General features: G+C 65.2%; 15 protein-coding genes and 1 tRNA gene. 7 read left to right on the top strand and 9 right to left on the bottom strand.

Annotation, left to right across the window (positions count from 1 at the left end):
* Positions 1-55: 55 nt before the first annotated feature.
* From nusG to AO716_RS02230, 3 genes are all read right to left on the bottom strand, one after another.
* Positions 56-856, bottom strand: coding sequence for a transcription termination/antitermination protein NusG (gene nusG, locus AO716_RS02240; protein WP_055239321.1), 801 nt, complete (start codon positions 854-856; stop codon positions 56-58).
* 99 nt (positions 857-955) lie between these two features.
* Positions 956-1,225, bottom strand: a complete 270-nt coding sequence (secE, locus tag AO716_RS02235) for a preprotein translocase subunit SecE (RefSeq protein WP_082413252.1) — start codon at positions 1,223-1,225, stop codon at positions 956-958.
* A 102-nt stretch (positions 1,226-1,327) separates the two neighbouring features.
* Positions 1,328-1,400 (bottom strand) — tRNA-Trp (locus AO716_RS02230).
* Positions 1,401-1,782: 382 nt separating this feature from the next.
* Between AO716_RS02230 and AO716_RS02225 the strand changes: the two genes are divergently transcribed.
* Positions 1,783-3,006, top strand: coding sequence for a pyridoxal phosphate-dependent aminotransferase (locus AO716_RS02225; RefSeq protein WP_055239319.1), 1,224 nt, complete (start codon positions 1,783-1,785; stop codon positions 3,004-3,006).
* On the opposite strand, the gene AO716_RS02220 is transcribed toward AO716_RS02225, so the two are convergent.
* Both AO716_RS02220 and AO716_RS02215 read right to left on the bottom strand, forming a co-directional pair.
* Positions 3,003-3,662: a LuxR C-terminal-related transcriptional regulator gene (locus tag AO716_RS02220; protein WP_055239318.1), complete on the bottom strand. Its 660-nt coding sequence runs from the start codon at positions 3,660-3,662 to the stop codon at positions 3,003-3,005. The two genes, AO716_RS02225 and AO716_RS02220, sit on opposite strands and share 4 nt — an antisense overlap.
* On the bottom strand, positions 3,659-4,936 hold the full coding sequence (locus tag AO716_RS02215) for an ATP-binding protein (RefSeq protein ID WP_055239317.1): 1,278 nt from the start codon (positions 4,934-4,936) through the stop codon (positions 3,659-3,661). The genes AO716_RS02220 and AO716_RS02215 overlap by 4 nt, the downstream gene beginning before the upstream one ends.
* Before the next feature lie 134 nt (positions 4,937-5,070).
* Here AO716_RS02215 and AO716_RS02210 point away from each other — a divergent pair, with 134 nt between their 5' ends.
* The 5 genes from AO716_RS02210 to AO716_RS02190 all read left to right on the top strand — a co-directional run bounded on the left by AO716_RS02210 (position 5,071) and on the right by AO716_RS02190 (position 9,111).
* Positions 5,071-6,546, top strand: a complete 1,476-nt coding sequence (locus AO716_RS02210) for a PspC domain-containing protein (protein WP_160317900.1) — start codon at positions 5,071-5,073, stop codon at positions 6,544-6,546.
* Positions 6,543-6,833 carry a hypothetical protein gene (locus AO716_RS17650; protein ID WP_235471978.1) on the top strand — a complete coding sequence of 97 codons (291 nt, stop codon included), beginning with the start codon at positions 6,543-6,545 and terminating at the stop codon, positions 6,831-6,833. The genes AO716_RS02210 and AO716_RS17650 overlap by 4 nt, the downstream gene beginning before the upstream one ends.
* Positions 6,834-6,929: 96 nt before the next feature.
* Entirely contained in the window at positions 6,930-7,169 is a 240-nt protein-coding gene (locus AO716_RS02200; RefSeq protein WP_055239315.1) for a PspC domain-containing protein, read from the top strand.
* Positions 7,170-7,297: 128 nt separating this feature from the next.
* Positions 7,298-8,326, top strand: coding sequence for a 6-phosphofructokinase (locus AO716_RS02195; RefSeq protein ID WP_055239314.1), 1,029 nt, complete (start codon positions 7,298-7,300; stop codon positions 8,324-8,326).
* A gap of 65 nt (positions 8,327-8,391) precedes the next feature.
* Complete coding sequence (locus tag AO716_RS02190; protein ID WP_055239313.1) at positions 8,392-9,111, top strand: GNAT family N-acetyltransferase; 720 nt, start codon at positions 8,392-8,394, stop codon at positions 9,109-9,111.
* 13 nt (positions 9,112-9,124) lie between these two features.
* Here the strand turns inward: AO716_RS02190 and AO716_RS02185 are convergent, their stop codons facing one another.
* The 4 genes from AO716_RS02185 to AO716_RS02170 all read right to left on the bottom strand — a co-directional run bounded on the left by AO716_RS02185 (position 9,125) and on the right by AO716_RS02170 (position 12,346).
* Positions 9,125-9,529, bottom strand: coding sequence for an ankyrin repeat domain-containing protein (locus AO716_RS02185; protein ID WP_055239312.1), 405 nt, complete (start codon positions 9,527-9,529; stop codon positions 9,125-9,127).
* Positions 9,530-9,603: 74 nt separating this feature from the next.
* Complete coding sequence (locus tag AO716_RS02180; RefSeq protein ID WP_055239311.1) at positions 9,604-10,701, bottom strand: YgfZ/GcvT domain-containing protein; 1,098 nt, start codon at positions 10,699-10,701, stop codon at positions 9,604-9,606.
* Positions 10,702-10,770: 69 nt separating this feature from the next.
* A complete protein-coding gene (locus AO716_RS02175; RefSeq protein ID WP_055239310.1) occupies positions 10,771-11,370 on the bottom strand; it encodes an FABP family protein in 600 nt (199 codons plus the stop codon).
* A 223-nt stretch (positions 11,371-11,593) separates the two neighbouring features.
* Positions 11,594-12,346 carry a hypothetical protein gene (locus AO716_RS02170; RefSeq protein WP_152969828.1) on the bottom strand — a complete coding sequence of 251 codons (753 nt, stop codon included), beginning with the start codon at positions 12,344-12,346 and terminating at the stop codon, positions 11,594-11,596.
* 137 nt (positions 12,347-12,483) lie between these two features.
* On the opposite strand from AO716_RS02170, the gene AO716_RS02165 reads away from it, so the two are divergent.
* A complete protein-coding gene (locus AO716_RS02165) occupies positions 12,484-13,194 on the top strand; it encodes a winged-helix domain-containing protein (RefSeq protein WP_055239308.1) in 711 nt (236 codons plus the stop codon).
* The last annotated feature ends 31 nt before the right edge of the window (positions 13,195-13,225 follow it).

Below are 13,225 nucleotides of genomic sequence, written 5' to 3'. Positions count from 1 at the left end.
CGGCGGCCGTACGCTGCCGTACAGGATAAAGCGGTCCTGCGCGGAGCGAAGTCTGTTACTGGATCTTGGTGACCTGTCCGAAGGAGAGCGTAACCGGGGTTTCGCGCTCGAAGATGGTCACCAGAACCACAAGCTGCTGGGATTCCGGCTTGATCTCGGAGATCGTGGCCGGGAGGGTCTCGAACGGGCCCTCGTTGACGGTCACGGACTCGCCGACCTCGAAGTCCACGGCAATGGCGGACTGCGCGGCCTTGGCCGGAGCTCCGGAAGCAGCTGTCTTCGGGGAAACCACGGTGTGCTCAAGCATGGAGAAGACTTCGTCCAGGCTCAGCGGAACTGGATTGTGTGCGTTGCCGACGAATCCGGTGACACCGGGGGTGTGGCGGACAACGCCCCAGGAAGCGTCCGTGAGTTCCATCCGGACCAGGACGTAACCGGGGATGCGCACGCGGTTCACGATCTTGCGGGTGGTGTTCTTGATCTCGACGACTTCCTCCATCGGGACCTCGATCTGGAAGATGTTGTCTTCCATGTCGAGCGTCTGGATGCGGGTCTCGAGGTTTGCCTTCACGCGGTTTTCGTAGCCGGCGTAGGAGTGGATGACGTACCAGTCACCCTCCTGGCGGCGCAGCTTTGCCTTGAACGCAACAACGGGATCTTCTTCGGGCTCAGCAGCAGGAGCCGCTTCAGCGTCCTCGGAGGCAGCCTCTTCGGCTTCCTCAGCGGGAGCTTCTTCAGCGTCTTCGGCCGATGCGTCACCGGCAGCCGCCGCGGCGTCTGCTTCGGTCACCTGATCCTCGGTGTCCAGATCAGCGGTTTCGTCATTGATCTGTGAATCGAGTTCTTGCTCGGACACGTAGATTCCTGCTTTCTTCTTCAGCTCTATTGGGTTTGTCACTAGCTCAGTTCTTCGAACGGACCTTCCCCGCGCTGCGGGCGGAAGGGACTTCGATGGCTAGCTTTCGCCGCCGCCCGAACCGAAGATCCACAGTGCGCCAGTTCCAAAGACAAAGTCCAAAAGGGACACGATGATGATCATGACCACCACAAAGGCGAGAACCACGACGGTGAACCGAAGCAGTTCCTTGCGGGTGGGGGTCACCACCTTCTTCAGTTCGGCAATGACCTGGCGCAGGAAGAGGGCGATGGCGCCGAAGAAGCCCCGCTTCTTCGCTGGCTTGCCGGAGGGGTGTCCCTTGGAGCTGCTGGCAGCTGTCTCGGTCACCTTTCGCCTCACTCATCTGTTCGGTTCACAGTGCCGCAGCCTCAGGCCGGGAACTGCTGCTTCATGAAGGACTGCTTTAGACGGCGAAACCGACGTCATGCGCAGGGCAGACAGGACTCGAACCTGCAACCTGCGGTTTTGGAGACCGCTGCGCTACCAATTGCGCCACTACCCTTCGGGAGAGTTCCACTCTACCGGTACATCCCGCTTCCGGCCTAACCGGTTCGCGGGCATGCTCCAGCATCGAGAGAACAACACCGAGGAACTAGTCTACGCAATCTTTTGCCCGGAGTCGAACCGGGCCCGCAACAGGGCATCGGGCCCCCGCTGCCTCCTCCGGCAGGCAGTGCTGTGAGCCCGGCAAATCGCGGCCCTGAACCGGGCCGCGGAAGTGTAAAAGACTGAAATGTGCTCCCCGCACGCCTAAGCTTGGCTTGCATAAAGTGACGGTGCGGACAATCCCGAGCCCCCCGGCTCAGAGGGACTTCCAGCGCAGGTCACAGGCAACACCAAACCGAACACTGCACGCATCCAGTACAAAACCAGACGGGAACGCCATGCCTTCCAACGGCCGAATCTCAGAGCGCATCGCCTCCATTGCAGAATCCGCCACCCTTGCAGTTGACGCGAAGGCCAAGGCCCTGAAGGCCGCCGGCCGGCCGGTCATCAGCTTCGGCGCCGGCGAGCCCGATTTCCCCACCCCCGGGTACATCGTTGACGCCGCCGTGGCCGCCGCGCGGGAGCCCCGGTTCCACCGCTACTCCCCTGCCTCGGGACTGCCCGAACTGAAGAAAGCCATCGCCGAGAAGACCCTGCGGGACTCCGGCTATTCCGTGGACCCGTCGCAGGTGCTGGTTACCAACGGCGGCAAGCAGGCTGTGTACGAGGCCTTCGCCACCCTGCTGAACCCGGGCGACGAAGTCCTGGTACCCACCCCGTACTGGACCACGTACCCGGAGGCCATCCGCCTTGCCGGAGGTGTTCCGGTGGAGGTCTTCGCGGGCCCCGAGCAGGATTATCTGGTCACCGTGTCCCAGCTGGATGCGGCCCTGACGGAGAAGACCAAGGTGCTGCTGTTCGTTTCCCCGTCCAACCCCACCGGAGCCGTCTACCCGGCGGACGACGTCGCGGAGATCGGCATGTGGGCCGCCGACCACGGACTGTTCGTGGTGACGGATGAAATCTATGAGCACCTCACGTACGGCGACGTGCCCTTCACCTCCATTGCGACCCGCTGCCCCGAACTGGGCGACAAGGTGGTTATCCTCAACGGCGTTGCGAAGACCTACGCCATGACCGGCTGGCGGGTGGGATGGATGATTGCCGCCCCCGACGTCATCAAGGCAGCCACCAACCTGCAGTCCCACCTGTCATCCAACGTTTCGAATATCTCCCAGATGGCTGCGCTGGCCGCCGTCTCCGGTCCGCTGACGGCCGTGGACGAGATGAAGATTGCCTTCGACCGCCGCCGGAAGGCGATGGTGGAGGCACTCAACTCGATTGACGGCGTCGACTGCCCCATGCCGCAGGGCGCGTTCTACGCCTACCCGGACGTCCGCAGCCTCCTCGGCAGGGAATTCCCGAATGCCGCAGGTCCCGTGCGTCCGCGGACCTCAGCGGAGCTGGCCGCCCTGATCCTGGACGCGGTGGAAGTCGCCGTGGTTCCCGGCGAGGCCTTCGGACCGTCCGGATACCTGCGCCTGTCCTATGCCCTGGGCGATGAGGACCTGGCCACCGGAATGGAACGCCTCAAGGACTTCCTGGGCCAAGCCAAGCCCTAAAGCAGCCTGCGGGCTGCAGCCCACCTGGTGAGTTCATGCCGGGATGAGAGCTGCAGCTTCCGCAGGACGGCGGAAACATGGGTTTCGACCGTCTTGACCGAGATAAACAGCTCCTTCGCAACTTCCTTGTAGCTGTAGCCCCGGGCAATCAGGCGCATCACTTCGCGTTCCCGGACTGAGAGCCGGTCAAGTTCGTCCTCGACGCTGACGGTGGTCGATGCCCCGAACGCGTCGAGGACAAAGCCCGCCAGCCGGGGCGAGAAGACGGCGTCCCCTCCGGCGACCCTCGTAACGGCGTCGGAAATCTCCGCACCCGAAATGGTTTTGGTGACGTATCCCCTGGCTCCGGCACGGATCACCGTGACCACGTCCTCGGCGGCATCGGAAACGCTGAGGGCAAGGAACCGCGTGGTTCCCAGCATGTCGGTACAGCCGGCAATCACTTCGGCCCCGCCGCCTCCGGACCCGCCGGGCAGGTGCACGTCCAGGAGCACAACCTGGGGCCGGGCCTCACGGATGGCCGCTACAGCCGTTTCAACGGTGGCGGCCTCAGCCAGGACCCTGATCCGTCCGTCCAGGTCTGCCTTGAGGCCGGACCTGAAAATGGCGTGGTCGTCCACCACCACCACCGTTATGGGTTCTGCCGCGATGCTCACGAGTTCTCCGCTTCCCTTTCCTGCGCCGCCGGAGCGTCTGCTCCGGCCAGGGGCAATGCCAAATGTATCTCGGTGCCGTCCGCGCCGCTTCGCACCCTTGCTGTGCCGCCGTGGCGCTGCATACGGCCGATGATCGATTCCCGCAGGCCCAGCCGGTCCTGCGGAACGGCGTCGGGATCGAAGCCGGCACCCCGGTCCCGGACGAAGACTTCCGCCGCTTCCGGGCTGCACTCGAGGTAGAGCGAAATCTGTCCGCCCGCGTGCTGGGCGGCGTTGAAGAGCGCGGCCCTGGCTGCCTGGACCAGTGCGGAGCTCTGGGCAGTGAGCTCAGCGGTCCCCACGGCCACGAAATCCACAGGGTGCCCGTAGGCGTCTTCCACCTCGGCGGCAGCGCTCTTCAGGGCGTCCGCCAGGGTCCCCGTCCCCTTCTCCGGATCAGCGTAAAGCCATTGGCGCAGCTCGCGTTCCTGGGCCCGGGCAAGTTTGATGACGTCGGCCTCGGAACCGGCACGGTTCTGGATCAGGGCCAGTGTCTGGAGCACGGAATCGTGCAGATGGGCCGCGATCTCGGCACGTTCGGTCTGGCGAATGCGGCCGGCACGCTCTGCATGGAAGGCACGCCATGACTTCACGGCCCACGGTGCAAGCACCAGTGCGATGCCGGCGAGGACAGCCAGGGAAGCCAGCGACGCCGCCAGCAGGACATCCCAGCTAAAGGATCCGGAAATCACGAGCAGGAACCCGGAAACTACAAGCACCAGTCCAGTGACCAGACGGACCAGGCCCATCTTCCGGTCTGCTCCTGCCCCGGCAACCAGCCCGGCTTTCCTGCTTGCGTCCAGCTGGGACCAGGCCAGGACTGCGCCGGCCACGATCACGGCGAACGGGAACAGCAGCTGCAGATTGATTTGTGCACCAAGCGCCTGCGCAACCATGGCCCCTGCCGCCAGCAGCAGCCCCACTCCCACGAGGATCTCCCGGGTGCCAAGCAGAGAGGCACCGGTGCCGTTGGCGGTTCCCTGTCCCTGCTGGAGATAACGTGCAAAGTTCTCCGCCACGCTGCGTGGGTTCTGCGGGCCCGCTGCAGCTTCCTCCTCCGCCGTCGGGACCATGATCCACAGCCAGCCGTAGAGGACAACACCGGCGCCCGCCAGGGCCGAGAGCACCATCATCAAAATGCGGACCGTGCGCACCGGCATGCCCAGATGGGCAGCAAGGCCGGCGCACACGCCGGCAACCACCTTCTCGGGCGAACGGAGCAATGGGGGTCTCATGCTCCAATCCAAGCACGGCAGAGGGCCCGAACCGCCATCATTTCGGTTCCCGCAGCACAGATCAGGGACACGTTCAGGGGTGGCTCAGGGGAATCCCCGATGTGGTGCAGGACCGTTCCGGGAAGACTGAAGGCATGAACTCGCATCCAACTGACCCCGGACGCCCGTCCGGGGACCCGTCCCAGCCCTTCCCCCCGGCTGCTCCCGGCGCAGCACCCCAAGGCACACCCAGCGGTGCTCCGGGCGAAAACTCGTTCTTCAACTGGCTGCGGCAGCTGGGTATCCGGCGCTCCCCGGACCGCTGGATCGGCGGCGTCGCCGGAGGAATCGCCCAGCGCACCGGGCTGGATCCAATCCTCGTCCGCGGAATCGTGATCGTCCTTGCCCTGTTTGGCATCGGCATCGTGCTCTACGGCGTTGCCTGGGCCCTGCTTCCGGAGCCCGACGGCCGCATCCACCTGGAAGCAGCAACGCGCGGCACCTGGACCGCGGGAATGACCGGCGCCCTGACCTTCACCATCCTGGGCTTCAGCGGCCCGGGCATTTCCTTCTGGGCCTGGGACGGCTGGCTGGGCTCAATCTTCTGGGGCCTGTTCTGGGTGGCCGCAGTGGTGCTCGTCATCTACTGGCTCACCACGCGGAACAACAATTCCCCAAACCGTGCCCCGCAGACGCAGGGACCGTCAGCGCCCGGCCAGCAGGGCTGGCCTTCCGCCGGCGGATCTACTGCCCCTGGCCAAGGCACCAATCTCCCCGGTCCGTTTCCCGAAACGCCGGCCGCCAACCCGCCGGCAGCCGGATACCCCGGCCCCGATGCTCCAACCATGCCGCTGCCGTTCGGTGCGCACGCTGCCGGCTCCACGGGCCAGCCACCAGCACCCGAGCGCCCGTTCGACGGACTGTATGTGCAGTTCCCGCCGCCGGCTGTGGTCAAGGACACGCCTAAACCGCCCAGCACCACCCCGCCCGGGGCCTGGGTAGCCCTGATCTGCGGCCTTGCACTGCTTGCAGCAGGAGTCCTGCTGGCACTGGATTACTCCGGCATTTACCAAACCGGGTCCCCCGCGGCCGTAGCACTGGCAGCGGCAGGGGTGGTCCTCGGCCTGGGAATCGTCGGGCTCGGCGCTGCAGGCAGGTCCTCCGGGCTGGCGGGAGGCCTCGGTGTCATTACGCTCATCGCCGCCCTCCTGTTCACCGGCAGCTTTGCCTACCGGAATCTCGTGGTGGCCAACCAGTCCAACTGGAGTGCGGACCGTTCCGGGACAGCAGCCGAGGGCTACAGTGTCGCGGCTGCGGACGGCAACCTGGACCTGCGCGGGGTGGCTGCGGACCTGAGGGACGGAGACGTTACCGTGCCCGTCAGCGTCGCCGCGGGCGACCTCACGATCCTGGTTCCCGACGACGTTCCCGTTTCCGTGTACTCGGAAATGGCGATGGGCAATGTGGAACTGGAGCACGACGGGACGCACACGTCGTCCGGCGGGCTGTGGGTTGGCCCGCAGGAGCGGAAACTCAACCCGGATGCCCGGGGCAACCGCATCATCATCGAAATCAAGGGAATTGCCAGCAGCGTGCTGGTAACCACGAATGAAAGCAGCCTGGACCGATGAGCGAATCCAGAAACGAGCCGAAGAACTACGACGCCGATCCCGCCTCTTTCGGTACGCCTTCCGAGGGAAGGTACGTCCCCGAGCTTGAGCCGGAGCACCGCCCGCTGCGGGTCGGAACCATCGTGTGGGGGCTTGTCCTGGCGGCGGTCGGTGCCCTGATCCTGACGGTCCAGCTCACGGGAATCCGGCTCGATGCGGGCATGGTCCTGCTCGGCCTGCTGATCGGAGCCGGCACCGCACTGGTGATCGGCGGCCTGCTGGCAGTCATGGGCAGAAAGCGGACCTAACAGCGCTGCTCCGCCCCACCCCGCATCCAATTTCGCCGCTGGCCAAAAGCGGCAGGAAACCCCACCCGTCCCCTCGAAAGAAGGCAGAATCTCCAGATGGACAAGTTCTTTGACGTACTGCGCACCTCCCCGATCAAACGTGCCCCCGGCGGCTGGGTGGCCGGCATCTGCGCCGGCATCGCCCAGAAGTTCGGATGGGATGTTTCGCTGGTCCGCATTGCGGTCCTGCTCAGCTTCCTGCTCCCGTTCATTGGCCTGGGCACCTACCTTGTAGCCTGGCTGCTGCTGCCGAAAACCGACGGCACGATCGTGCTGCAGAAGCTTCTGAACCGCTGAGCAGCGGTCAACAGCGCAATATTGGGCGTCACACCGCGCCCAACCAGGCACGAAGTACCGGGCCGCCGCCCGCTGGTGGATAGAATCGGAGAGGCCGCCGCCCACCTACCAGATCCAGGGGTCACGCAATGAAGATCGGCATCCTTACCAGCGGGGGCGACTGCCCCGGACTCAACGCGGTGATCCGCGGAGCGGTACTCAACGGAATCAAGACCCACGGAGTGGAGTTCGTCGGCTTCCTGGACGGCTGGCGCGGAGTGGTGGACGGCGACATCATCGACCTGCCGCGTGCCCGCGTCCGCGGCATCTCCAAGCAGGGCGGCACCATCCTGGGTACCTCCCGCACCAATCCCTTCGAGGGCCCCAACGGCGGACCGGAGAACATCCGGAAGACCCTGGACCGGCTGGGCATTGACGCCGTGATCGCTATTGGCGGCGAAGGAACCCTGGCCGCCGCCCAGCGCCTCACCGATGCCGGGCTCAAGATCGTAGGCGTTCCCAAGACCGTGGACAATGACCTCGACGCCACTGATTTCACCTTCGGCTTCGATACCGCCGTGCAGATCGCCACCGAAGCAATCGACCGTCTTCGGACCACGGGTGAATCCCACCACCGCTGCATGGTGGCCGAGGTCATGGGCCGCCACGTCGGCTGGATCGCACTGCATTCGGGCATGGCCTCCGGTGCCCATGCCATCCTGATTCCGGAGAAGCCCGTAAGCCTGGACCAGATTGCCCAGTGGGTCAACGAAGCCCGGGAACGCGGACGTGCTCCCCTGGTTGTTGTTGCCGAAGGCTTTGTCACCACGGATATGGAAGCTCCGCACTCCGAACGCGGGCTGGATTCCTTTGGGCGTCCGAGGCTGGGCGGCATCGGTGAACTGCTTGCACCTGAGATTGAGGCGCGTACCGGAATCGAGACGCGTGCCACCGTCCTTGGACACATCCAGCGCGGCGGCGTGCCCACGGCCTTTGACCGCGTGCTCGCTACCCGGCTGGGCATGGCGGCGGTGGACTCCGTGGTTGACGGGCTTTGGGGAACCATGGTTTCCCTGGATGGAACGGACATAGTCCGCGTCGGATTCGAGAAGGCCCTGGGCAATCTGAAGACCGTTCCACAGCACCGCTATGAAGAAGCCGCCATCTTATTTGGTTAGGGCGCCTATCAAATTCGTTCCCCAGCCTTGCTTTGTCCGCCGCCCATGCGTGTAGCTTGACTCTTATGGATCTTGACCCCGGCACGATTGCCATCATTCAGCTCGCCTGGTCGCGCAGGCTCGGCCTTGAGGATGACGCACTATCCGGCGCGGAGTGCGAAGAACGCATCTACGACGTGCACGATACAGCCAGCGAGGTTCGGTTTGTCCGTCTCTTCGACCGCGAGGTTTTCTCGGGGCCCGAGTGGGCAGCGGACCAGGTACGTTCCAAGAGCACCGCGGAAATGGTCAGGCAGTCCACCCTGCTGCGTCTCTCCATGGACCACGGCGGGCGCGGCATGGCCGAAGAGCACCTGTACTACACGGATTCCTATCCCCCGGTCCCGGCAGCGGAGGAACTCGCAGTCGCTGATGACTCGCGGTACGCGGAGGCCCTGGAAAGGCTGTGCCCGCCGGACGACGTGGTGGAGGCAAAGCTCTCCCGCCACGACATCCTGTTCGTGCTGGTAGATGACCGGGGGCCGGGTACGCCCGTGCCCGTCGCCGGTGCCGGCTACACCATCCGGGAAGGGATCCTTGCAGACGTCGGTACGCTGACTGCGCCCGACCACCGGATGCGGGGCCTGGGATCCTATGTGACATCCATCGCCGTGGAAGACGCCATGGCAGCCGGGCTGATCCCCCAGTCGCGCATCCAGAGCAATAACCTGGGGGCTACGCGCACCGCGGCCGGAGCCGGGTTTATCCCGGCAGGCCTTTGCACTTCGGTTTCCCTCCCCGCCTGAACGGCCGGGAACGCTAGGAATCCAGCAGGTCCCCGCGCTGGAAGTAGGCGGCTGTTGCCCGGGCGGACGGGTTGCCGGTGTCGGCGTCAGCGCCCGCGGCCAGCAGGGTGCGCACAACGTCCGCGTAGCCCTTGAACACCGCACCTGCCAGCGGGGACTGTCCCCGGTCGTTGAGGGTATCCACGTCCGCACCAAGGTCAATGAGGAGCTGCACTGTCCCCGCATGCCCGTGGTAGGCAGCCAGCATCAGCAGTGAATCACCGGCGGCGTTGGTCAGGGTCGCAGGAACTCCCGCGCTGATGTAGCTGCGCAGCAGCTCCGTGTCTCCCTGCCGGGCGGCGTCGAACAGCCGCTCGGCGAGTTCGAGCATCTCCTGGTCTTCTGCGCCGTCCTGGGCCGGTTCCGGGGAAATCGTCATGTTTGTGTCCTTCCGTGCCGGCTGCAGCCGGCAGTCCTCTGTATCCGCTGACCGTACAGCGGGACCTTGGCAGGCTAGCTGCGGGACCTGGGGGCACGCAGCAGTCCGGCGGGACGTCCCACGGCAGCTCCGGCATCAGGGGAAACAATCAGTTCCTGGGCCGCTGCGTAGAGTTCGCCTTCGTCTTCCACAACCAGCTGGGTATCGGGGGCAACCGAGCGCTTGATGAGTGCCAGGGCCACAGCGCCCATTTCGTAGTGCTGGGCGACCGACGTAACCCGGCCGACTGCACGCTCACCAAGCTTCACCGGGCTGCCGGCGGCCGGAAGCGTGTGCTGCGATCCGTCCAGCTGCAGGAAGACCAGCCGGCGCGGAGGATGGCCCAGGTTATGGACGCGGGCGATTGTTTCCTGGCCCTTGTAGCACCCCTTTGCGAGGTGGACTGCGGTACGAATGAGGTCCAGCTCGTGCGGAATTGCCTTGTCGTCCGTCTCTGCGCCCAGCCGCGGACGCCACGCTGCAATCCGCAGTGCCTCGGCGGCCATCGCGCCGGCGAGTGACCGGCCGGATTCGTCCACGGCCGCTTCAAGTCCATCGCGCGGAATCAGGTACTCATACCAGGGCCGTTCATAGCCCGGGTGGGCTGCATCTTCGGTTTCGGTGTAGGCGTGGCCCCCGGATCCCACGCGGGGCCACGGGTCGGTCCAGACCAGGAAGTCAGCCCAGGCCGGAACCGGAGCCGTGGAACCGACAACAGCCCAGTCCCCTGAAACGTCGCTGATCTCCACCCGGAGCATGAATTTCATGCTTTCGAGCCAGGCCGCCAGGTCCGCAGCCTCGGAGCCTTCCACAATCAGCCAGGCCCGTTCGCCGTCGTCCAGTACGTGGGCATCGTGCTCAATCCTGCCCTGCACGCTAAGCAGCAGCAGCTCAGTGCTTTCTCCGGGAGCCAGGGAAAGGACCTGCTGTGAAGAAAGGGTGTTCAGCCAGCTCAGCCGGTCCGGCCCCGATACGGTTACCACGCCGCGGCTGGAAAGGTCGGTTACAGCTTCACCTCGGGCCAGGGCACGCTGTTCACGCAGCGGGTCGCCGTAGTGCGCTGCGGTGCCTGCATCCGCTCCGGCCGCTTCAACGGCGCCGGGACGGGCAAGGAGGGGGCTTTGAATGCTCATGTCAGGTGCAACGTCCTATCCGGGGACCGGTATTCCGAACGAATGGATGACCTGGGCGAACGGTGTGGCTCAGGCCTGCTTTTTCAGGATGGCGGAAGCGTGTGCTTCAAGCGCCTTGCCCTCTGCCGCAACGTCCCAGCGCCAGTAAAGGTCACCGTTGACCAGGCCGTAGATGCGGGTGGCCGCGGTGTACTCCTTTGAGTTGACACCGCGCATCACCAGGTCCGTGGTGAGCTGGATCTGCGGACCCTTGATCTGGCCGTAGTAAAGTTCGGCGATTCCGCCCGGGTGCACGATCGTTGCCGTGATGTCGAAGCCGCCGGAATCGTTGCGGAGCGCCTCAACCTCGTCCGCGCTGCGGAGGGCAGGAACAATGTCCGCGGGGATAAGGCCGGGACCGCCGTCGGAGTCGTTCAGCGGCCGGTCCAGCGCCCAGAAGCCGGTTTCCACGGCGAGCGGGCGCAGCACTGTGCCCGCCTCATCCGTGAGCCAGCTCTCCGCGGTGTACTGCAGGTAGGGCAGCCCGTTCTGCCTAAAGGTCACACGCTGGGAGAAGTGCTCGGATTCGGCGTCGCCCTCACCTAGGCGGCCGGATCCTTCCCAGGTTCCCAGCAACCAGGAGAGGGGAACGAGTTCGGGCGTGAGGTCTGTGGGGATCTCCATTGGCATGGCCGGACCCTTCCCTGTGGAATTCGGGTGGTGTTAGCGGGTTCGGGCTACTTCTGACCCTTGTACAGGCGAGCAACAACCAGGGCTGCGAAACCCGCCATGGCCAGGCCAGTGATACCCAGAAGGACAATAAAGAAGATTTCGAGAGCAAGAAGCGACATGCCTACATCCTAACCCGCCCGGCGGGTGCTTTGTCTCTTGTGACTCCCTGTGCGAGGGGTGGTCAGGGGACCAAAAGGCGTCCGGCGAAGTAGACCGCCGTGCCCAGCGCCAGCACCGGAGCCATGCCCGCGGCCAGGATCCCGAGGACTCCGGGAGAGTCGTCCCGGGTGAGCGCGAGGCGGCGGACGGCGACGATCACCGCAGCACACAGTGCGCCAAGGAAAGCTCCGGACAGGACGGGCAGTCCCGGTACCAGGGCCGCTGCCGCAGCTGCTGCCAGCGCGCCGGCAACCACTCCGAAGGGAGCGATGATCCGGTCCGGCAGGGGGATCAGGGAAACGAGGACGGCGACGAGGACTGCGGCTGCACTTGAGGTTATGAGACCTTCGGATCCGGCTGCGCCCGGCAGGCGGTCTGCCGCCACCCAGCCCGCTGCCATTCCGGCTACCAGGGCTCCGGCAATGACGCCGATGGTGGATTCCAGCCGGTGCGGCTGTCCTGTACCGCGGAGCAGCTGGATGAGGAAGACGGCGCCTACGCCAACGGCGACGACGCCGGGAAGCCAGGTCAGCATGGCTGTGGCGGGAGCGAAGTAGGCCGCGGCAACCCCGCCGGCGCCAACGAGTCCGAGCACCAGGCCCTGGCTCCTGCGGGCCGGAACACCCAGCAGATATGGCCAGCTGAAGCCGGCCAGTGCCGCAGCAGCCCCGGTAAAGAGCGCCGTGGCCCCGGGTGAGACAAAGGATGCCACCACAATGCCGACCAGTACAGTTGCCGCCGGCACCGCTATGCTCCAGAGTTTCACCCTAGCCATACTGCCTTATTACGCAGCGCGGATAAAAGCTACGGGCTGGCGGACCCCTGCTGGGTATACTTTCAACCACTCTTCGGCCGCTGGGGACCGGATGGAACAACGTGCCCGATGATGTGCGCCTAACTTTCGGAGGATCTATGTCGCACATTCTGCTCCTGACCAACAGCCCTGGGTCATCTGTCGACGTCCTGCCTGCCCTGGAACTCCTCAACCACCGGGTCCATATCGTCCCCGCTGAACCGACTGCGCTGCTGGACATCGACCCCTGTGACGTCGTCCTGATTGATGCACGCAAGGACCTCGTTGGAGCACGGTCGCTGACCCAGCTGCTGAAGGCAACGGGGCTGGGCACCCCCTTGGTCCTGGTGCTGACCGAGGGCGGAATGGCAGCCGTCGCCGCGAACTGGCTCGCCGACGACGTCGTACTGGACACCGCTGGGCCGGCCGAGCTGGAGGCCCGGCTGCGCCTGGCAGTCTCCCGCACCCAGGCCGCCGCCGAGGACACCAACTCCGAAATCCATGCTTCCGGCGTCGTCATTGACGAGGCCAGCTACACGGCACGGGTCAGCGGCACCGCGCTGAACCTGACATACAAGGAATTCGAGCTCCTGAAGTACCTCTGCCAGCACCCCGGACGTGTCTTCACCCGGGACCAGCTGCTGCACGAGGTCTGGGGCTACGACTACTACGGAGGCACCCGCACCGTGGACGTGCACGTCCGGAGGCTGCGGGCGAAGCTTGGCCCGGACCACGAAAACCTCATTGGTACTGTCCGCAACGTCGGTTACCGCTTTGCAAAGGCCCGGATCCATGAGGACCAGGCTGCCGGGGCGCGGCACGAAGCATAGGCAGCCTCCCGCGGCGCCCTCTGTTTGGTTA

The organism is Arthrobacter sp. Edens01 (assembly GCF_001307035.1).
GTDB lineage: Bacteria > Actinomycetota > Actinomycetes > Actinomycetales > Micrococcaceae > Arthrobacter_B.
The sequence above is the reverse complement of the archived record's forward strand: the minus strand, read 5'-3'. Positions and strand labels throughout refer to the sequence as shown.

What these genes read in the sequence shown, in the direction of transcription:
- AO716_RS02165 (WP_055239308.1), top strand. Translation starts at nt 12,484, where the DNA reads ATGTCGCACATTCTGCTCCTGACCAACAGCCCTGGGTCATCTGTCGAC.
- AO716_RS02200 (WP_055239315.1), top strand. Translation starts at nt 6,930, where the DNA reads ATGGACAAGTTCTTTGACGTACTGCGCACCTCCCCGATCAAACGTGCC.
- AO716_RS02185 (WP_055239312.1), bottom strand. Translation starts at nt 9,529, where the DNA reads ATGACGATTTCCCCGGAACCGGCCCAGGACGGCGCAGAAGACCAGGAG.
- AO716_RS02195 (WP_055239314.1), top strand. Translation starts at nt 7,298, where the DNA reads ATGAAGATCGGCATCCTTACCAGCGGGGGCGACTGCCCCGGACTCAAC.
- AO716_RS02175 (WP_055239310.1), bottom strand. Translation starts at nt 11,370, where the DNA reads ATGCCAATGGAGATCCCCACAGACCTCACGCCCGAACTCGTTCCCCTC.
- AO716_RS02180 (WP_055239311.1), bottom strand. Translation starts at nt 10,701, where the DNA reads ATGAGCATTCAAAGCCCCCTCCTTGCCCGTCCCGGCGCCGTTGAAGCG.
- AO716_RS02190 (WP_055239313.1), top strand. Translation starts at nt 8,392, where the DNA reads ATGGATCTTGACCCCGGCACGATTGCCATCATTCAGCTCGCCTGGTCG.
- AO716_RS17650 (WP_235471978.1), top strand. Translation starts at nt 6,543, where the DNA reads ATGAGCGAATCCAGAAACGAGCCGAAGAACTACGACGCCGATCCCGCC.
- AO716_RS02225 (WP_055239319.1), top strand. Translation starts at nt 1,783, where the DNA reads ATGCCTTCCAACGGCCGAATCTCAGAGCGCATCGCCTCCATTGCAGAA.
- AO716_RS02215 (WP_055239317.1), bottom strand. Translation starts at nt 4,936, where the DNA reads ATGAGACCCCCATTGCTCCGTTCGCCCGAGAAGGTGGTTGCCGGCGTG.
- AO716_RS02170 (WP_152969828.1), bottom strand. Translation starts at nt 12,346, where the DNA reads ATGGCTAGGGTGAAACTCTGGAGCATAGCGGTGCCGGCGGCAACTGTA.
- AO716_RS02210 (WP_160317900.1), top strand. Translation starts at nt 5,071, where the DNA reads ATGAACTCGCATCCAACTGACCCCGGACGCCCGTCCGGGGACCCGTCC.